The organism is Bradyrhizobium sp. SEMIA, from assembly GCF_014844175.1.
Classification (GTDB): domain Bacteria; phylum Pseudomonadota; class Alphaproteobacteria; order Rhizobiales; family Xanthobacteraceae; genus Bradyrhizobium; species Bradyrhizobium arachidis.
The window spans coordinates 4362476-4381544 of the sequence record NZ_CP046601.1 but is presented as its reverse complement, the minus strand read 5'-3'; the positions used below and the strand labels follow the sequence as shown (position 1 = coordinate 4381544).

18 protein-coding genes and 2 pseudogenes are annotated in these 19069 nt (G+C 65.4%); 17 read left to right on the top strand and 3 right to left on the bottom strand.

Annotation, left to right across the window (positions count from 1 at the left end):
- Window positions 1-73 precede the first annotated feature (73 nt).
- The 7 genes from FOM02_RS21400 to FOM02_RS21370 all read left to right on the top strand — a co-directional run bounded on the left by FOM02_RS21400 (window position 74) and on the right by FOM02_RS21370 (window position 5392).
- Entirely contained in the window at window positions 74-820 is a 747-nt protein-coding gene (locus FOM02_RS21400; RefSeq protein WP_018646706.1) for a YebC/PmpR family DNA-binding transcriptional regulator, read from the top strand.
- Between the two features lie 233 nt (window positions 821-1053).
- A complete protein-coding gene (gene ruvC, locus FOM02_RS21395) occupies window positions 1054-1581 on the top strand; it encodes a crossover junction endodeoxyribonuclease RuvC (protein WP_027561113.1) in 528 nt (175 codons plus the stop codon).
- Window positions 1578-2195 carry a Holliday junction branch migration protein RuvA gene (gene ruvA / locus FOM02_RS21390; RefSeq protein ID WP_027561112.1) on the top strand — a complete coding sequence of 206 codons (618 nt, stop codon included), beginning with the start codon at window positions 1578-1580 and terminating at the stop codon, window positions 2193-2195. The genes ruvC and ruvA overlap by 4 nt, the downstream gene beginning before the upstream one ends.
- A complete protein-coding gene (ruvB, locus tag FOM02_RS21385) occupies window positions 2192-3250 on the top strand; it encodes a Holliday junction branch migration DNA helicase RuvB (RefSeq protein ID WP_027561111.1) in 1059 nt (352 codons plus the stop codon). Before ruvA ends, ruvB begins: the two co-directional genes overlap by 4 nt.
- Before the next feature lie 145 nt (window positions 3251-3395).
- The gene (locus FOM02_RS21380) at window positions 3396-4313 is read left to right on the top strand and encodes a metallophosphoesterase (RefSeq protein ID WP_027561110.1); all 918 of its coding nucleotides are present in this window, start codon (window positions 3396-3398) and stop codon (window positions 4311-4313) included.
- A 67-nt stretch (window positions 4314-4380) separates the two neighbouring features.
- A complete protein-coding gene (ybgC, locus tag FOM02_RS21375; RefSeq protein WP_027561109.1) occupies window positions 4381-4830 on the top strand; it encodes a tol-pal system-associated acyl-CoA thioesterase in 450 nt (149 codons plus the stop codon).
- 94 nt (window positions 4831-4924) lie between these two features.
- Entirely contained in the window at window positions 4925-5392 is a 468-nt protein-coding gene (locus tag FOM02_RS21370) for a DUF1348 family protein (protein ID WP_027561108.1), read from the top strand.
- 210 nt (window positions 5393-5602) lie between these two features.
- Here the strand turns inward: FOM02_RS21370 and FOM02_RS21365 are convergent, their stop codons facing one another.
- Both FOM02_RS21365 and FOM02_RS21360 read right to left on the bottom strand, forming a co-directional pair.
- Entirely contained in the window at window positions 5603-6316 is a 714-nt protein-coding gene (locus FOM02_RS21365; RefSeq protein ID WP_027561107.1) for a type 1 glutamine amidotransferase, read from the bottom strand.
- A 27-nt stretch (window positions 6317-6343) separates the two neighbouring features.
- Window positions 6344-7273 (bottom strand): LysR substrate-binding domain-containing protein, encoded by a 930-nt coding sequence (locus tag FOM02_RS21360; protein ID WP_027561106.1) that lies wholly within the window; start codon window positions 7271-7273, stop codon window positions 6344-6346.
- Between the two features lie 276 nt (window positions 7274-7549).
- Between FOM02_RS21360 and FOM02_RS21355 the strand changes: the two genes are divergently transcribed.
- The 10 genes and pseudogenes from FOM02_RS21355 to FOM02_RS21305 all read left to right on the top strand — a co-directional run bounded on the left by FOM02_RS21355 (window position 7550) and on the right by FOM02_RS21305 (window position 17471).
- Window positions 7550-8584 (top strand): ABC transporter substrate-binding protein, encoded by a 1035-nt coding sequence (locus tag FOM02_RS21355; RefSeq protein WP_027561105.1) that lies wholly within the window; start codon window positions 7550-7552, stop codon window positions 8582-8584.
- A 23-nt stretch (window positions 8585-8607) separates the two neighbouring features.
- On the top strand, window positions 8608-9648 hold the full coding sequence (locus FOM02_RS21350) for an ABC transporter ATP-binding protein (protein WP_027561104.1): 1041 nt from the start codon (window positions 8608-8610) through the stop codon (window positions 9646-9648).
- Window positions 9645-10520, top strand: coding sequence for an ABC transporter permease (locus FOM02_RS21345; protein ID WP_027561103.1), 876 nt, complete (start codon window positions 9645-9647; stop codon window positions 10518-10520). Before FOM02_RS21350 ends, FOM02_RS21345 begins: the two co-directional genes overlap by 4 nt.
- Window positions 10517-11326, top strand: a complete 810-nt coding sequence (locus FOM02_RS21340; protein ID WP_027561102.1) for an ABC transporter permease — start codon at window positions 10517-10519, stop codon at window positions 11324-11326. The genes FOM02_RS21345 and FOM02_RS21340 overlap by 4 nt, the downstream gene beginning before the upstream one ends.
- 8 nt (window positions 11327-11334) lie before the next feature.
- Window positions 11335-12471, top strand: a complete 1137-nt coding sequence (locus FOM02_RS21335) for an NAD(P)/FAD-dependent oxidoreductase (protein ID WP_027561101.1) — start codon at window positions 11335-11337, stop codon at window positions 12469-12471.
- 31 nt (window positions 12472-12502) lie between these two features.
- On the top strand, window positions 12503-12799 hold the full coding sequence (locus FOM02_RS21330) for a (2Fe-2S)-binding protein (protein WP_027561100.1): 297 nt from the start codon (window positions 12503-12505) through the stop codon (window positions 12797-12799).
- Window positions 12796-14213 (top strand): annotated as a pseudogene (locus FOM02_RS21325) (NAD(P)/FAD-dependent oxidoreductase). The gene FOM02_RS21330 and the pseudogene FOM02_RS21325 overlap by 4 nt, the downstream one beginning before the upstream one ends.
- The gene (locus FOM02_RS21315) at window positions 14210-15331 is read left to right on the top strand and encodes an NAD(P)/FAD-dependent oxidoreductase (protein ID WP_027561098.1); all 1122 of its coding nucleotides are present in this window, start codon (window positions 14210-14212) and stop codon (window positions 15329-15331) included. The pseudogene FOM02_RS21325 and the gene FOM02_RS21315 overlap by 4 nt, the downstream one beginning before the upstream one ends.
- A gap of 15 nt (window positions 15332-15346) precedes the next feature.
- Window positions 15347-15691, top strand: a complete 345-nt coding sequence (locus FOM02_RS21310; RefSeq protein WP_027561097.1) for a RidA family protein — start codon at window positions 15347-15349, stop codon at window positions 15689-15691.
- A gap of 164 nt (window positions 15692-15855) precedes the next feature.
- Window positions 15856-17471, top strand: a pseudogene (locus FOM02_RS21305) (ABC-F family ATP-binding cassette domain-containing protein).
- 121 nt (window positions 17472-17592) lie between these two features.
- On the opposite strand, the gene FOM02_RS21300 reads toward FOM02_RS21305, so the two are convergent.
- Window positions 17593-18927 (bottom strand): dicarboxylate/amino acid:cation symporter, encoded by a 1335-nt coding sequence (locus FOM02_RS21300; protein WP_027561095.1) that lies wholly within the window; start codon window positions 18925-18927, stop codon window positions 17593-17595.
- Window positions 18928-19069 lie beyond the last annotated feature (142 nt).

The window sequence follows — 19069 nt, the reverse complement described above, 5'->3', positions numbered from 1 at the left end:
GGTGGGTGGAGGGCCTATAAGGCCGCGCTTCCCTAAGCTCACCTTGGCGCACGATTCCTTTACGAGACCACGCATGGCCGGACATTCCCAATTCAAGAACATCATGCACCGCAAGGGGCGGCAGGATGCGCAGAAGTCGAAGCTGTTCGGCAAGCTGGCGCGGGAAATCACCGTCGCCGCCAAGCTCGGCACGCCCGACCCCGCCATGAACCCGCGCCTGCGCGCCGCCGTGATCGCCGCGCGCCAGGAGAACATGCCGAAGGACAATATCGAGCGCGCCATCAAGAAGGCGCTCGGCAGCGACGGCGAGAACTATGACGAGATCCGCTACGAAGGTTATGGCCCGGGCGGCGTCGCCGTCATCGTCGAGGCGCTGACCGACAACCGCAATCGCGCCGCCTCCGACATCCGCTCCTTCTTCACCAAGTCGGGCGGCAATCTCGGCGAAACCGGCTCGGTTTCCTTCATGTTCGACCGCACCGGCATCATCGAATACGACCGCAGCGTCGCCGATGACGATGCGGTGCTCGATGCCGCGATCGAGGCCGGTGCCGACGACGTCGTCTCCGGCGAAGGCGGTCACGAGATCTACGCCTCGACCGAGAGCTATCGCGACGTCGCCAAGGCGCTGGAGGCCAAGTTCGGCGAGCCGCGCAAGGCCGCGCTGATCTGGAAGCCGCAGAACACGGTCGCCGTCGACGACGAGACCGGCGAAAAGCTGCTCAAGCTGATGGACCTGCTCAACGAGCACGACGACGTCCAGAACGTCTACGCCAATTTCGAGGTGTCGGACGCGCTGGTCGCGAAGATGGGCGGCTAGGCCGTCCGGTAGCCTCATCCACCGCTGTCATCGCCCGCGAAGGCGGGCGATCCAGTATTCCAGAGGCGCCAGCGGATACGGAGAAGCCGCGGCGTACTGGATACCCCGCCTTCGCGGGGTATGACGACGGAGTATGAAGTGGGCAGCCCTGCTCACCCGAGACATCCCACTTCCCCTGTTACTTCCGTTCTGTTTCTGTTTCCCCCATCGCAGCCAGCCGCTATCACTGGCCCATGACCGCGCTCCCGATTCGTGGCCCCGTCCGCATCATCGGCATTGACCCCGGCCTGCGCCGCACCGGCTGGGGCGTGATCGAGGCTGAGGGCAACCGATTGATCTACGTCGCTTGCGGTTCGGTGGAGCCGCGGGACGATCTGCCGCTGTCGAGCCGGCTGCTCGCGATCCATGAAGGGCTTGCGGCCGTTCTGTCCGATCACAAGCCGATCGAAGCCGCGGTCGAGCAGACTTTTGTCAACAAGGACGGCGTTGCGACGCTGAAGCTCGGCCAGGCCCGCGGCGTCGCCATGCTGGCGCCTGCAATGTTCGGCATCTCTGTCGCCGAATATGCGCCGAACCAGGTCAAGAAGACCGTGGTCGGCGCCGGCCACGCCGACAAGCAACAGATCGCGATGATGCTGAAGATATTGCTGCCGAAAGCCGAGCCGCCGTCCGCGGACGCTGCCGACGCGCTCGCCATCGCCATCACTCACGCTCACCACCGCCAAAGCACGGCGCTCCGGCTAAAGGTGGCGGGACTATGATCGGCAAGCTCAAGGGCCTGATCGATTCCTACGGCGAGGATTTTGTGATTCTCGACGTCGGCGGCGTCGGCTATCAGGTGCACTGTTCCTCCCGCACGTTGCAGCATCTGCCTTCGCCGGGTGAAGCGGCCGTGCTGTCGATCGAGACCTACGTCCGCGAAGATCAGATAAAGCTGTTCGGCTTCCGGACCGACCAGGAGCGCGAATGGTTTCGTCTGCTCCAGACCGTGCAGGGCGTCGGTGCCAAGGTCGCGCTCGCCGTGCTCGGCACGCTGCAGCCTTCCGATCTCGCCAACGCCATTGCGCTCCGCGACAAGGCCGCGGTGGCGCGCACGCCCGGCGTCGGCCCCAAGGTGGCCGAGCGTATCGTCACCGAATTGAAGGACAAGGCGCCGGCCTTCGCCAGTGTCGATCCGGCCGTGGTGCATCTCGCCGGCGCCGTCGACGATCAGCGCGCGCCGCGCCCCGTTGCAGATGCGATCTCCGCCCTGGTCAATCTCGGTTACGGCCAGCCGCAGGCCGCCGCGGCCATCGCATCGGCATCGCGCAGCGCGGGTGAAAGCGCCGAGACGGCGCAGCTCATCCGCCTCGGCCTGAAGGAGCTCTCGAAATGAGCGATCCCAAGGCCAACCGCATGGTCTCGCCCGAGCGCCGTAGCGACGATGTCGGCGACACTGCGCTGCGTCCACAGTCGCTGTCCGACTTCGTCGGCCAGCAGCAGGCGCGCAAGAACCTCTCGATCTTCATCGAGGCGGCGCGCAAGCGCGGCGAGGCGCTGGACCACGTGCTGTTCGTCGGTCCTCCCGGCCTCGGCAAGACCACGCTGGCGCAGATCGTGGCGAAGGAGCTCGGCGTCGGCTTTCGCGCGACATCAGGCCCCGTGATCGCCAAGGCCGGCGATCTCGCAGCGCTGCTGACCAATCTCGAAGAGCGCGACGTGCTCTTCATTGACGAGATCCATCGCCTCAGTCCCGCGGTCGAAGAAGTGCTCTATCCCGCGATGGAGGACTTTCAGCTCGACCTCATCATCGGCGAGGGGCCGGCGGCGCGCTCGGTGAAGATCGAGCTGTCGAAATTCACCCTCGTCGGCGCCACCACACGCGCCGGCCTGCTCACCAATCCCTTGCGCGACCGTTTCGGCATTCCGGTCCGGCTCAATTTCTACACCATCGAGGAGCTCGAGAGCATCGTCACGCGCGGCGCCCGCGTGCTCAATGTCGGCATGAGCACTGATGGCGCCAACGAGATTGCGCGCCGCGCCCGCGGCACGCCGCGCATCGCCGGCCGTCTGCTCCGCCGCGTGCGCGATTTCGCCTCGGCCGCCAATGCCGACAAGATCGACCGCAAGATCGCCGACCACGCGCTGAGCGCGCTCGAGGTCGACGCGGCGGGCCTGGACGCCATGGACCGCCGCTACCTCTCGACCATCGCGCTCAACTATGGCGGCGGCCCGGTCGGGGTCGAGACGATGGCCGCAGCGCTGTCCGAGCCGCGCGATGCGATCGAGGACATCATCGAGCCTTATCTCATCCAGTGCGGCTATCTCCAGCGCACCCCGCGCGGCCGGTTGCTTACCTCGCACGCCTTCCGCCATCTCGGCATCGCCGAGCCCTCGCGCGATGCGGCGGCACAGTTCGGCCTGTTCGGCACGGACGAGAGCGACGACTGATCGCGTCGAAAGGGTCCGGTTGTCATGAACTTCCGGTAATCTTTGTGCAGGCAATTTGCACGAGGATGCGGACGGTCTGCACCAGCGCACCCCAATTCCGCTTCAATCGGGCCGCATCAAGAAAGTGCATCACGTTCGGGCTTCCATGATCTCGCGTCGTCATCTCATCCGGTCCATCGGTGGCCTGTCCGCTCTCGGCGTCTCGACCGCCGCCTATGGCGTCGGTGTCGAGCCGATGCGGCTCCGCGTCACCCGCTATCATCCGACCCCGCGGCAATGGCCGGCGGATCTTCGGCTGAAGATCGCGGCGGTCGCCGACATCCATGCCTGCGATCCCTGGATGTCGCTGGAGCGGATCGAAGCGATCGTCGACCGCACCAACGCGTTGAATGCCGATCTCATCGTGCTGCTCGGCGATTATGTCGCCGGCGTTCATCAGGTCACGCGCATCATTCCGTCGAGCGAATGGGCGAGGGTGCTGTCCGGCCTCAAGGCACCGCTCGGCGTGCATGCCGTCATGGGCAATCACGATTATTGGGACGACCGGACCGTGCAGCGGGCCGGCCGCGGGCCGACCGTCGCGCATCGCGCGCTGGAGGCGGCCGGCATTCCGGTCTACGAGAACGACGCCGTGCGCCTCACCAAGGACGGCCGCTCCTTCTGGCTCGCCGGTCTCGGCGATCAGCTCGCCTTTGCGCCGGCGCAGCGTTTCCGGAGTGTGGCGCGGTTCGGTGCCGACGATCTCGAGGGCACGCTGGCGAAAGTCACCGACGACGCGCCAATCATCCTGCTCGCGCATGAGCCCAACATCGCCTGGCGCGTGCCGGCGCGCGTCGCGCTGCAACTGTCCGGCCACACCCATGGCGGCCAGGTCCGCCTGCTCGGCTGGTCGCCGGCCGTTCGGGGTCCGAATAGCGGCAAGCTCGCCTATGGTCATGTCAGGATGAAATGCGACGTCATCATCTCCGGCGGCCTCGGTTGCAGCTTGATGCCGATCCGCGTCGGCGTACCGCCTGAGATCGTCGAGGTGACGCTGGGGCGGGCGGCCCCGGTCGTATCCTGACACGCTTGCGCGGCCGGCCGTTTTTGCGCAAAACGGGCCGGTAGCAAAAAGCCAAGAGGCCTGCGACGTGACTGCCCATCTCGACGGCGAGATCCGCGACGGCCGCCATCACATGCAGGTCCGCGTCTATTACGAGGACACGGATTTCTCCGGCATCGTCTATCACGCCAATTATCTGCGCTACATGGAGCGCGGGCGTACCAATCATCTCAGGCTGATGGGCGCCGAGCAGCAGGCGCTGTTCGAGCAGGTCGAGACCGAAGGCGTCGGATTCGCCTTCGTCGTGCGCTCGATGCACCTCGACTTCCTCAAGCCCGCACGGATGGACGACGTGCTCGATGTCGTGACGTGGCCGATTGCGGTGAAGGGCGCCTCGATCATGCTGGCGCAGGAAGTGCGACGCGGCGACGACGTGCTGGTTAAGGCCGAGGTCCGCGTCGCCTTCATCAGCGGCGGCCGCGCCCAGCCAATCCCGAAATCAATTCGTGCGCTGATGAAAGCCGATTTGATTTCCTGATCGCCCGATAAGTGATCGGCCGATAGGTGACAGCCTATCGACTCCACCGCGTACGGGGATAGATTTGCGGCCGCCACCAACTGATGAGGCCACCATGTCGCGCCCGCCGCTTCCACCCTTCACCCGTGAGACCGCCGCGCAAAAGGCGCGCATGGCCGAGGATGCCTGGAATTCGCGCGATCCAGTGAAGGTGTCGCTCGCCTATACCGAGGACAGCCGCTGGCGTAACCGCTCCGAAGTGTTCCAGGGTCGCGAAGCCATCGTCGCGTTCCTCACCCGCAAATGGGAGAAAGAGCACGACTACCGCCTGATCAAGGATCTCTGGGCCTTCGACGGCAACCGCATCGCGGTGCGCTTCCAGTACGAATGGCATGATGGAAAGGGCCAGTGGTATCGCTCCTACGGCAACGAGCAGTGGGAGTTCGACGAGCACGGCTTGATGAAGCGGCGCGAAGCGTCGATCAACGACATCGCGATTGCGGAGAAGGACCGCCGGTTTCATTGGGCCGCGCCGGGCCCGCGGCCGGCCGACGTGCCGGGGCTGGGGACGGATCCGTTTTGACCTTCGCGAGATAGCGCGGCAAGCGCACTGCACCCTCTCCCCTTGCGGGAGAGGGGGGCTCGCCGCGTAAGCGGCGAGACGGGTGAGGGGTATCTACCCTCACGAGTAGTCTAGCGTGCGGATGGAATCTCATCCGGCGCTTCGCGCCACCTTCTCCCGCAAGGGGAGAAGGGAAGAAGCCGTGGTGCGGTGACTGTTGCGAACTAAATTTTAGGTCGCCGCGCGCTTCGCCAAGAACCGCGTAATCGCCCCGCCGAGCTTCGCGTTGTCCATCGGCTCCGCCAACGATGCCCTCGCCGTTGCCACGACATCGTCCGGCGCCTTGCCGTCGCGCAACTCACAACACACTTCCGCAAACCCAACGTCGAACTCCGGATGCGGCTGCACGGTCAGCGTCGCGCCGTTGGCGTAGAGCAGGCCGGCATGCGGGGTGAAGTCCGAGGAGAGAATTGTCAGTGCGCCCTGCGGCGGCTCGATCACCTGATCCTGATGTGAGGCCGCGATCGCGACCGCTTCGCCATCGACGACGCCGTTCTCCGGCAGCACGCGATAGACGTGCCGCCCGATGCCCCAGCCTTTCTCCGACTTGCGCACGGTGCCGCCGAGCGCCTGCGCGATCAGTTGGTGGCCGAAGCAGACGCCGACCATCGGCGTCTTGTTGGCGTAGGCGGTGCGGACGAAGTCTTCGAGCGGCGCGATCCAGTCGAGCCCGTCATAGACCCCGGCCGCCGCGCCGGTGATCAGCACGGCTTCGAGGTTGCGCGGATCGGGAAGCGCATCGCCATTCGGGATGCTGACGACGTCCACCGTCGCGTTCGGATCCTCGGCCTGGACCATCCGCTCGAACATGTCCGGGAACGAGCCGTGACGCTCGCGATATTTTTGCGGGACCCGTCCGGTCTCGATGATGGTGATGCGTGCCATGTGTCCTCAGGTAGGAGATCGGCCTCATCAGTGCAAGCAATCAGTCATGCGCGCGAGCCGTTCGTCGAATTCGGTGAGCGCCTTGCGCATGGTCTCGACCAGATCCAGCGCCACCGGCGAGGGGCTGCGCTGCGCTGGAAAGACCGCGGAGAATTCGAAATCGATGCGCGGCAGGAAGCGGCGCACGACGACGCCGCGCGTTGCAAATTCCTGCGCGGTGAAGGGATCGCAGATCGAGACGCCGAGCCCGGACGAGACCATGCCGCACATGATTTCCGACAGCGTGGTCTCGACGCGCAGCACGCGGCGGACATCGTGGCGGTGGAAGACCTGGTCGACGAGATGCCGGCTCGACGATCCCGCCGACAGCGAGATGAAGGTCTCGCCCTCGAAATCGCGCGGCTCCAGCACTTCTTTCTCTGCGAGGCGATGGCCGGTCGGCAGCACCGCGACGCGAGCCAATGCCGGCAGCCGCTGGCTCGGCAGGCCGGAATGCGCGATCGGCACCTCGGCAAAGCCGATGTCGCATTGATTGTTCAGTACCCAGTCGACCACGATCGGCGAGATCACGCCGAAGAAGGCGAGGTTGAGGTTCGGCCGCTCCATCAGGAAATGTCCGGCGAGACGCGGCAAGTATCCATTTGCCAGCGCCGGCAGCGCCGCGATCCGCAACGAGCCGGTGCGGCGGCCGCGGATTTCTTCCGCAGCCGCGGTGATGCGTTCGAGACCGACGAAGGAGCGCTCGACCTCGGTGTAGAGCGCCATCGCCGCGGCGGTCGGCACGAGGCCGGTGCCGCGCCGCTCGAACAGCTCCATCTTGAGCAGCGCCTGGAGGTCGCGCAGCAACCGGCTCACCGCCGGCTGCGTCACCACCATCAGCTTCGCCGCCTCGGTGACGCTGCCGGTCAGCATCGTCGCCCGGAAGGCCTCCACCTGCCGCGAATTGATCCGCGCCATCCCGAATTCCATTCATAACATTCTGGTATGCAGAGGGTGCCATTATTCATTGGACGATGGAAGTATACGTCTGCGATCTTTTTCATCAGGACTGGAGTCAGCCCGCTTTTTCGGCAGATTGGAGGGATTCAAACCTCCAGATCGCGCCAAATCCGCCGAATGGGGGCCGGAGCCCTGATCGGAAACGGATTGGCGCGGAAGGGAATGCGGCAACGCGCTTCAGCCAGCGAGACTCGTCGGCACGTCACCTCATTCCGGTATTGGAGATCGGTCCAAATGAAGACTCTTCGCCTCCTGACAGCGGTCAGCATCGCGGCGCTCATTGCCGCCCCCTCAGCCGCCTCGGCCCAGCAAAAGACGCTCTATGTCGCCGGCTATGGCGGCTCGTTCGAGAAGACCATCCGCGACGAGGTGATCCCGGCCTTCGAGAAGGAGAACGGCGTCAAGGTCGAATACGTCGCCGGCAACTCCACCGACACGCTGGCAAAGCTCCAGGCGCAGAAGGGCAACCAGCAGATCGACGTCGCCATCGTCGACGACGGCCCGATGTACCAGGCGATCCAGCTCGGCTTCTGCGGCAAGCTCGATGGCCTGCCGGCCGATCTCTACGACACCGCGCGCTTCAAGGACGATCGTGCCGTTGCGATCGGTATCGTCGCGACCGGGCTGATGTACAACACCAAGGTGTTCGCCGAGAAAGGCTGGGCGCCGCCGACCTCGTGGAACGACCTGAAGGACACCAAATACGCCAAACAGCTCGTGATCCCGCCGATCAACAACACCTATGGTCTCGAAGCGCTGGTGATGTTGTCGAAGATGAACGGCGGCGGCGAGTCCAACGTCGATTCCGGTTTCAAGATCTTCAAGGAAGAGATCAATCCGAACGTGCTCGCCTATGAGCCGTCGCCGGGCAAGATGACCGAGCTGTTCCAGTCCGGTCAGGCCGTGATCGCGGTGTGGGGCACCGGCCGCGTGCAGAGCTTTGCCAACACCGGCTTCCCCGTCGACTTCGTCTATCCCAAGGAAGGCGCCGCGACGCTGCTGACGACGGCGTGTCCGATCAACAAGCCGAACGCCTCACCGCTGGCCTCAAACTTCGTCAAGATGCTGCTCGATCCCAAGATCCAGCTCGTGATGCTGAAGGATTACGGCTACGGCCCGGTGCTGAAATCGCTGAAGGTGCCGCCGGAGCTCGGCAAGATGGCGCCGATCGGCGAGCGCGCGGCCAAGCTCTACAATCCGGACTGGACCGTGATCAACGAGAAGCGCGAGGAGTGGACCAAGCGCTGGAATCGCGAGGTCGAGCGCTGACCGGTCGCAGCGGAGACAGCGTGATGGCTTATCTTGAGCTCGATCGGGTCGCAAAGCAGTTCGGTGCGCAGACTGTGGTCGACGACTTCAGCCTGTCGGTGGGGAAGGGGGAGTTCATCTCCTTCCTCGGCCCGTCCGGCTGCGGCAAGACCACCACGCTGCAGATGATCGCGGGCTTCCTCGATCCCACGCGCGGCGCGATCCGCCTCGAGGGCAAGGACCTGACCGCGATCCATCCGGCCAAGCGTGGCCTCGGGATCGTGTTCCAGAGCTATGCGCTGTTTCCGCACATGACCGCGGCGGAGAACGTCGCCTTTGGCCTGGAGATGCGTAACGTGCCGCGCAACGAACGGGCCGAACGCGTTCGCGCCGCGCTCGCGATGGTCGGCCTTGCCGGTTACGAGGACCGCCATCCCCGCCGCATGTCCGGCGGCCAGCAGCAGCGCGTCGCGCTGGCGCGCGCGCTGGTGATCAAGCCGAGCGTGTTGCTGCTCGACGAGCCGCTGTCCAACCTCGACGCCAAGTTGCGGGAGGAGATGCAGATCGAGCTGCGCCAGATCCAGCGCACCATCGGCACCACCACGATCCTCGTCACCCACGACCAGAACGAGGCGATGTCGCTGTCCGACCGCATCGTTGTGATGAGCGAGGGCAAGATCGAGCAGATCGGCACCCCGCAGGAAACCTACGAGAGACCGGCCTCGGCTTTCGTCTCGCAGTTTTTGGGCAAGACCAATGACTTTGCCGGCACGATCGACCGGACCGTCTCGCCGACGCAACTGATGGCGGGCTCCTGGCGTGCACCGGCGCCGGCCGGGCTTGGCGGTCCCGTGACCGTCAGCGTTCGCCCCGAAAGAATCGGCTTTGGCGACACAGGCCTCAGCGCAAAGATCGTCACGCGTATCTTCCAGGGCAATCACTGGCTGTTCCAGTGCGACAGCGAGTGCGGCCCGGCGATCGTGATCCGGCAGAACGACGGAAAGGCGCAGCCTGCCGAAGGCGACGCCGTTCGCCTGACCTGGCGGCCCGAGGATATGAGCGTGCGCGCGAGGGCCGGCGCATGAGCGCGGCCGCCGAGGAGCGCAGCGCGCGTGCGCCATGGGCGTTGACGGCGCCTGCTTTGATGCTGTTCGTCGGCGTCCTGCTGATTCCGCTCGCAATGACGGTGATGCTGTCGTTCCACGATTGGGGCCAGTACAAGGGCATCGAGCCGGTCTTCATCCTCAAGAACTGGCACGAGATCGCGACCGATCCCTATTACGCCGAGATGTTCTGGCGGACGTTTCGCATCGCAATTCTCACCACGCTGCTCACCGCATTGCTTGGTGCGCCCGAGGCTTACATCCTCAACCGCATGAGCGGCCGCTGGAAGAGTTTTTTCCTGCTGGTCATTCTCGGGCCGCTGCTGATCTCCGTCGTCGCGCGCACGCTCGGTTGGGCGCTGCTGTTCGGCGGCAACAACGGGCTCGTCAACAAGCTCCTGATGTCGCTCGGCGTGATCCGTTTCCCCATTCCCTTCATGTTCACCGAAACCGGCATGGTCGTCGCGCTCGCACATGTGATGATGCCGTTCATGGTGCTGTCGGTGTGGGCGGCACTGCAGCGGCTCGATCCGCAGATCGAGAATGCTGCGATGTCGCTCGGCGCCGGTCCTGCGACCATCATCCGCCGCATCATCATGCCGCAGATCATGCCGGGCGTGCTCTCGGGCGCGATCATCGTGTTCTCGCTGTCGGCCAGCGCCTTCGCGACACCGGCGATCATCGGCGGCCGCCGGCTCAAGGTCGCGGCGACGCTCGCCTATGACGAATTCCTCAACACGCTGAACTGGCCGCTCGGTGCCGCGGTCGCGACGCTCCTTCTCGTTGCGCTGGTCCTCATCGTTGTCGGCAGCAACGCGCTGATCGAGCGCCGCTATGCGGAGGTGTTCCGATGAGACGGAACGGGCCGCTCGCGCTGATCTTCCACACCATCTTCGTCATCGTCATGGTGGCGCCGATCCTGGTCGTGTGCCTCGTTGCCTTCACGCCGGAAGGCTTCCTGTCGCTGCCGACCAACGGCTTCTCGCTGCGCTGGTTCAGGACCATCGCGAACTACCCGGAATTCATCCACGCCTTCTGGGTCAGCCTCGGCCTCGGTGCGCTGTCGTCTCTCGTCGCGCTGCTGTTCGCGGTGCCGGCGGCGCTCGCGATCGCGCGCTATCGCTTCCGCGGGCGCGATGCGCTTGCCGCGCTGTTCCTCTCGCCGCTGATGATCCCGCACGTCGTGCTCGGCATCGCCTTCCTGCGCTTCTTCACCTCGGCCGGCCTCGGCGGCAGCTTTGCCGCGCTGATCATCGCGCATGTCATCATCGTGTTTCCGTTCGCGCTGCGGCTGACGCTCGCGGCAGCAACCGGTATGGACCGCACGGTCGAGATGGCAGCAGTCTCGCTCGGCGCCGGCGGCTGGACGCTGTTTCGTCGCGTGACCCTGCCGCTGATCCTGCCCGGCGTCGTCAGCGGCTGGGCGCTCGCCTTCATCCAGTCTTTCGACGATCTCACCATGACCGTCTTTCTCGCGGCACCCGGCACCGAGACGCTGCCGGTGCGCATGTTCCTCTACATCCAGGACAACATCGATCCGCTGGTGACGTCGGTCTCGGCCTGCGTGATCGCGATCACCATGACCGCCCTCATTCTGCTCGACCGCTTCTACGGGCTCGACCGCGTGCTCGCCGGCAAGGGTGGCGATACCGGACGATAGGAGAACCCATGTCCAGGGATTACGACGTCGCCGTGGTCGGCGGCGGATTGCTCGGCTCCGCCATTGCCTGGGGCCTCGGCCGGCTCGGCAAGAGTGTCGCCGTGCTCGACGAAGGCGACATCACCAAGCGCGCCTCGCGCGCGAATTTTGCGCTGGTCTGGGTTCAGAGCAAGGGGCTCGGCATGCCCGCCTATACGGTCTGGACCGTGCAGGCCTCGCAGGCGTGGGGGCGGCTTGCTTCCGAGCTGAAGCAGCAGACCGGCCTGGATGTCTCGTTGCAGCAGAACGGCGGCTTTCATCTGACGCTCGGCGAGGACGAGTTCGGTCAGCGCACCGAGCTCGTCAAGCGCATGCACAACCAGGTCGGTGCGGCCGACTACAAGATGGAGATGTTGCGGCCCTCCGACATCAAGAAGGCGCTGCCGCTGATCGGCCCAGAGGTCTCCGGCGGCAGCTATTGTCCGCTCGATGGTCACGTCAATTCGCTGCGCACCTTCCGCGCCTTCCACACCGGTTTCAAGGCGTTCGGCATCGACTATTTCCCGGAGCGCCCGGTCTCGGCGATCACTAAGAGCGGCGGCGAATTCCGCCTGGCCACGCCGAAGGGCGAGCTGCGCGCCGCCAAAATCGTGCTCGCCGCGGGCAATGCCAACCAGACGCTGGCTCCGATGGTCGGCCTCTACGCGCCGATGGGCCCGACCCGCGGCCAGATCGTGGTGACCGAGCGCACCATGCCGTTCCTCCCGCATCCGCTGACCACGATCCGCCAGACCGACGAGGGCACGGTGATGATCGGCGACAGCAAGGAGGACGAGCTCGACGAACGGACGTTGAAGCCTTCGATCAGCGGCGTGATGGCCGATCGCGCGCAGCGGATGTTCCCGCATCTGTCGCGGCTCAACGTGGTCAGGAGCTGGGCCGGCATCCGCGTCATGCCGCAGGACGGCTTTCCGATCTACGACCAGTCGGAGACGCACCCCGGCGCCTTCGTCGCCTGCTGCCATTCCGGCGTGACGCTCGCCTCCAACCACGCCTTCGAGATTGCCCGCATGGTCGCGCAAGGCGCGCTCGAGCCGGAGCTGGTCGGCGCGTTCTCGGCCAGCCGGTTTGGCGGCACGAGCGCGGCGAACAAGAGCGGCTATTAAAGATTTCAAGAAGGAGCCAAGAGGCATCCCCATGTTCAAGAGATCCGAACAGGACAAGCGCCCTCAGGTGCAGATCTTCGTCGACGGCGTCGCCGTCGCGGCGCGCCAGGGTGACACCGTCTCCGCCGCGTTGCTGGCCTCGGACCGCGACGCGCGGCGATCCACCGCGGTGAGCGGCGCGCCGCGTCTGCCCTACTGCATGATGGGTGTGTGCTTCGACTGCCTCGTCACCATCGACGGTGTCGGCAACCGCCAGGGCTGCCTCGTGCCCGTCGCCGAGGGCATGCAGATCGAGATCCAGAAGGGCAAGCGGGAGATCGGACGATGAGCGTGGCTCCCAAGCGCGAAGACTACGACGTCGTGGTGATCGGCGCCGGCCCTGCCGGCCTCGCTGCCGCTGCGACCTCCGCCGAAGCCGGTCTTTCGACGCTGCTGCTCGACGAGAATATCGGACCCGGCGGCCAGGTGTTCCGCGCCATCGCCTCGACGCCCGTGACCGACCGCAACCAGCTCGGTGCCGATTATTGGGTTGGTGCAGATCTCGTGCAGTCGCTGCGCGCGAGCGATGCCGAGGTGATCCACCGCGCGACGGTCTGGAGTCTCGACCGCAACCTCGACATCGCCGTCTCGATCGGCGGCGCGTCCGCCTTCGTCAAGGCAAAGCGCGTGATCCTCGCGACCGGCGCGCTGGAGCGGCCGTTTCCGATTCCTGGCTGGACGTTGCCGGGCGTGATGACGGCGGGCGCGGCGCAGACCATGCTCAAGTCGTCGGCACTGGTGCCGGACGGACGCACCGTGATCGCGGGGCAGGGGCCGCTGCTCTGGCTGCTCGCCGCGCAGATTCTGCGCCTCGGCGGCCGCATCGACCGCATTCTCGACACCACCGAGCGCGGCAATTACTTTGCGGCGCTGCCTCATGCCTTCGCCTTTCTGACCTCGCCCTATTTCGCCAAGGGCCTGTCGATGATGCGCGAGGTCAAGGCCAAGGTGCAGGTCGTCTCGGGCGTCACTGAGCTCGCCGCGGCCGGTGACGGCCAACTGGCCAGCGTCAGCTATGTCGCGGGCGGCAAACGCGAGACAATTCCTGCGGATCTCCTGCTCCTGCATCAGGGCGTCGTGCCCAACGTCAATCTCGCGATGTCGGCTGGTGTCGAGCATCGCTGGGACGATCTGCAATTGTGCTGGTCGCCCGTGCTGGACGCGAGCGGCAATTCGTCGGTCGCCGGCATCGCGATCGCCGGTGACGGCGCTGGCATCGGCGGCGCGAATGCGGCCGTGGTGCGCGGTCGTATCGCGCTCGTGCTGCTGTGGAAGCACTCGCGCCCGCAGCCGCGGCGAAGCTCCCCGCGATGGCGACGCTCCGTTCCGATCTCGCCAAGGCCGAACGCGGCCGCGTCTTCCTCGACACGCTGTTCCGCCCGTCACCGCAGTTCCGCATTCCCTCGGGCGACACCATCGTCTGCCGTTGCGAAGAGGTGACGGCCAAGGACGTGCTCGACTCCGTGGCGATCGGCGCGACGGGGCCGAACCAGCTCAAGGCCTATCGCCGCACCGGCATGGGCCCGTGCCAGGGCCGGCTCTGCGGCCTCACCGTCACCGAGCTGATGGCGCAGGCGCGCGGCAAGACTCCGCAGGAGATCGGCTATTACCGGCTGCGTGCGCCGGTCAAACCGATCACGCTCGCCGAGCTCGCCGCCGTCCCGAAGAGCGAGGCCGACGTCAAGGCCGTGGTGCGCGGATGAGCCGAAACGTGGATGCGATCGTCGTCGGTGGCGGCATCCACGGATGCTCGACCGCACTGCATCTCTGCCTCGCTGGCCTGAGGCCGGTTCTGATCGAGAAGGACTATGCCGGCCGCCACGCCTCGGGCGTCAATGCCGGCGGCGTGCGCCAGCTCGCGCGGCACATCCCCGAGATCCCGCTCTCGATCCGCTCGATGGGAATTTGGGAGAAGATCACCGATCTCCTCGACGACGATTGCAGCTTCGAGAGCCACGGCCAGGTGCTGGTCGCCGAGAACGAGGACGAGCTCGCCGTCTGCCGCGCGCGCGTCGCCGAGCTCAATGCGCTCGGCTTCGCCCATGAAGAGCTGATCGACGCGGCCGAGTTGCGGCGCCTCGTGCCGGCCGTTGCCGAGACCTGTCCCGGCGGCGTCGTCTCGCGCCGCGATGGCGCGGCCAATCCGGCGCAGACGACGACGGCGTTCCGGCGCAAGGCCGAGCAGTTAGGTGCGACCGTGCACGAAGGCGTGGCCGCCACCAACATCCGCTACGACGACGGCCTCTGGCACGTCGATGTCGGCAGCGAGAGCTTTGCCGCACCGGTGCTCGTCAATGCCGCCGGTGCCTGGGCCGGGAAGATCGCTGCTGATCTCGGTGAGCCCGTTCCGGTCGAGACCGTGGCGCCGATGTTGATGATCACCTCGCGTGTGCCGCATTTCATCGACCCCGTCGTGATCCTGCGCGGCCGAAAGCTCTCCTTCAAGCAATTCAAGAACGGCACCGTGCTGATCGGCGGCGGCCATCTGGCGACGCCCTATCAGGAGCGCAACGAGACGGTGCTGGACTGGAAGAGCCTTGCGACCAGCGCGCAGACCGTGTTCGAGCTGTTTCCGGTGATGCGCAGCGCGACGATCGTCCGCGCCTGGGCCGGCATCGAGGCCAAGATGAAGGACGACATTCCCGTGTTCGGCCCGAGCAGCCGTCACATGGGTCTGTATCACCAGTTCGGCTTCTCGCTGCACGGTTTTCAGCTCGGCCCCGGCGCCGGCGCCGTGATGGCGGAGCTGATCGTCAATGGCGGCACCCAGACCCGCGTCAGCGATCTCGGCATCGACCGCTTCTATTCCCCCACGCTCTAACCTCAAGAGGACATCATGAGCATCACCCGCAACATCCGCACGCCCATTCAGCACCGCGCCGTCGAAGCCAACGGCTTCGTCTTCATCGGCGGCACCATCGCCGACGACATCTCGGGCTCGATGGGCGAGCAGACCCGCAACATCCTGGGCAAGATCGCCGGCTATCTGAAGGAAGCCGGCACCGACAAGTCGCGCGTCGTCAGTTCCTCGATCTTCGTGACCGACCTCTCCAAGAAGAACGAGATGGATCCGGTCTGGACCGAGTTCTTCGGCGACAATCTGCCGACCCGCGCCACCGTTGGCGTCGCCGATCTCGGCGGCGCGCTGATCGAGGTGGTGGTCACCGCGCTCAAGGGTTGATCGTAAAGCCTGTGGGGGCGTCAGCGCCTGGGGCACTGTCGTCCCCGCGATCTTGATCTCGCCCGATTGCGGGACTAAGAAGAAGCTTCATCAATCAGGATATTCGAGAGCCATGGATTTCACCCCGACCGCAAAGCCCATCCGCCTTGCTCACGGGGAATTCCATGCCTGCTTCAATCATCCTGTCGAACCTGTCGCTGTCCACGCCTGACGGCCGTTCTCTTCTCTCCAATATCGATCTGACATTCGCGGCCGAGCGGACTGGCCTCGTCGGCCGCAATGGCGTCGGAAAGACGACGCTGCTTGCGTCGATCACCGAGGAGCATGTTCCCCAATCCGGGCGCGTCCTGGTCAACGGCAGCATCGGCCTGCTGCGCCAGGACGTGCAGGTGCTCGCGGGCGCGACCGTCGCCGATCTGTTCGGCGTGCGGCAGGCGCTGGAGCTCTTGCGCCGCGCCGAGCACGGCGACGCCTCCGCCGAAGAGATCGCCACGATGGACTGGACCCTCGAAGCGCGGCTCGAGGCCTCACTGGCGCGCGTCGGGTTCGATCCATCTCCCGATACGGAGCTGTCCTGCCTGTCCGGCGGCCAGATCACGCGGGTTCGTCTCGCCGCGCTGCTGTTTGCCGAGCCCGACTTCCTCCTGCTGGACGAGCCCACCAACAACCTCGACCTGGACGGACGCATGGCCGTGATCGATCTCCTCGCCGCCTGGCGTGGCGGCGCAGTCGTCGTCAGCCACGATCGGGATTTGCTCGAAACCATGGATGCGATCGTCGAGCTGACGTCGCTGGGCGCCATGCGATACGGCGGCAACTGGAGCAGTTTCCGCGCACAGAAGGCCGTCGAGCTGGCGGCAGCGAGGCACGACCTCGCGCACGCCGAAAGGCGTCTGTCCGAGATCGATGGCAAGGCGCAGGAAGCTGCGGAGAAGAAGGCGCGGAAGGACAGCGGCGGCCGGAAGAAGCGCGCTAGAGGCGACATGCCGCGGATACTCGCCGGCGCGCGCCAGGACCGCAGTGAGGATAGCGGCGGCAGGAATGCGCAAATCGCCGAGCGGCGGCGCGTGGAGGCCGTTGAAGCCGTCGACACGGCAAGTCGGCGCATCGAAATTCTTCAGCCGCTGTCGGTCAAATTGCCCGCGACGAACTGCCGGCGGGCAGGGAGATGCTTGCGCTCGACAGCATCAGCGCCGGCTACCGGCCGGAGCGGCCGGTCCTGCGCGATCTCTCATTTGCCATCGTCGGGCCCGAACGGGTCGCGCTGGTCGGGCCGAACGGTTCCGGCAAGACGACGCTGCTGAGGGTCATCGCCGGCGAGCTGCGCCCGTTCTCTGGCGCCGTGCGGCTCAGGCCGGACGTCGCGTTGCTGGACCAGAAGGTCAGCCTGCTCGATCCCTCGATCTCCATCCTGGAGAATTTCGGCCGTCTCAATCCAAAGGCCGGCACGAATGAGCGCCATGCGGCCCTCGCGCGCTTCATGTTTCGTGCCGACGCCGCCTTGCAGATCGTCGGGACCCTGAGCGGCGGGCAGTTGCTTCGTGCAGGCCTTGCTTGCGTGCTTGGCGGGGTGACGCCACCGTCCCTGCTGATCCTGGACGAGCCGACCAATCATCTCGACATCGACTCGATCGAGGCCGTTGAAGCGGGCTTGCGAGCCTATGACGGCGCGCTGCTCGTCGTCAGTCACGACGAAGTATTCCTGCGGGCGATCGGGGTCACGCGGCGGCTTGACCTCACGAGCGAACGTGACTGTAGACGCCGGTCATTCGAACAATAAAAACCCGACGCCCTGCCCCCAGCGCGTCGGGTGGAAAAAATGAGTATCAATCAGTGATCCCAACACCACTGTTGTGACGCGCGCCGTGGCCTTTTTCTACTCCGGGAAACTACCGCGTCGGCTATGACGCCGAACTGCCGCCCGGCTCCAGCGCCTCGCCGATCTCCAGCGGATGCGCCATGGTCTCGTGCAGCGCCTCGCGGTCGAGCTCGCCTTCGGAGATGCTGATGACCACGCAGGCGACGCCGTTGCCGATCAGATTGGTCAGCGCGCGGCATTCGCTCATGAACTTGTCGATGCCGACCAGGATCGCGATCGACTGGATCGGGATGTCAGGTACGATCGAGAGCGTCGCTGCGAGCGTGATGAAGCCGGCGCCGGTCACGCCCGAGGCGCCCTTCGAGGTGATCATGGCGATGCCCAGAATGCCGAGCTCCTGCCAGATCGTCAGATGGGTGTTGGTCGCCTGCGCCAGGAACAGCGTCGCCAGCGTCATGTAGATGTTGGTGCCGTCGAGGTTGAAGCTGTAGCCGGTCGGGATCACGAGGCCGACCACCGAGCGCGAGGCGCCCAGATGCTCCATCTTCTGGATCATCTGCGGCAGCACCGTCTCCGACGACGAGGTGCCGAGCACGATCAGGAGCTCGTCCTTGATGTAGGCGATGAAGCGCAGGATCGAGAAGCCGGCGAGGCGGGCGATCGAGCCCAGCACGATCAGCACGAACAGGATGCTGGTGAGATAGAACGTGCCGATCAGGGCGGCGAGGTTGAGCAGCGAGCCGAGGCCGTAGGCGCCGACGGTGAACGCCATCGCGCCGAAGGCGCCGATCGGCGCCACGCGCACGATGATGCGGATGATCCCGAAGAACATCTTCGCGGCCTTGTCGATGGCCTCGGCGATGGGCTCGCCGGCCTTGCCGAGGAAGGCGATGGCGAAGCCCGAGAGGATTGAGATCAGCAAAACCTGGAGCAGGTCGCCGCGCGCGATCGCGCCGACATAGCTGTCGGGGATGATCGCCATCAGATGGGCGACGATGCCCTCTTCCTTGGCCTTGGTGACGTAGGTCGCGACCGATTTCGGATCGATCGACGCCGGGTCGATGTTGAAGCCGTGGCCGGGCTGGAGGATCTCGCCGACCAGGAGGCCGACGGCGAGCGCGACGGTCGAGACCGTCTCGAAATAGATCAGCGACTTCAGCCCGACCCTGCCGACGCGCTTGAGATCGCCCATCGAGGAGATGCCGTGCACGACGGTGCAGAAGATCACCGGCGCGATCATCATCTTGATCAGCGCGATGAAGCCGTCGCCGAGTGGCTTTAAGGCCTTGCCGAGATCGGGATAGAAATAGCCGATCAGCACCCCGAGCGCGATCGCGATCAGCACCTGGACGTAGAGGATCTTGTACCAGGGCTGATGCCGGCGATGGACGGCTGGCTGGATCGCGACTTGTGTCATATTGTGGGCCCCGGAACGCATTGATTTTGCAAGATTTGAGTCGGGCAAGATTTGAATCTTGTATGTCCTGCATCATGTGATGGCCGCCGCAGAAGCGACAATCACATTTTTGTCGGATCGCACGAAGATCAGTCGCTGCAGC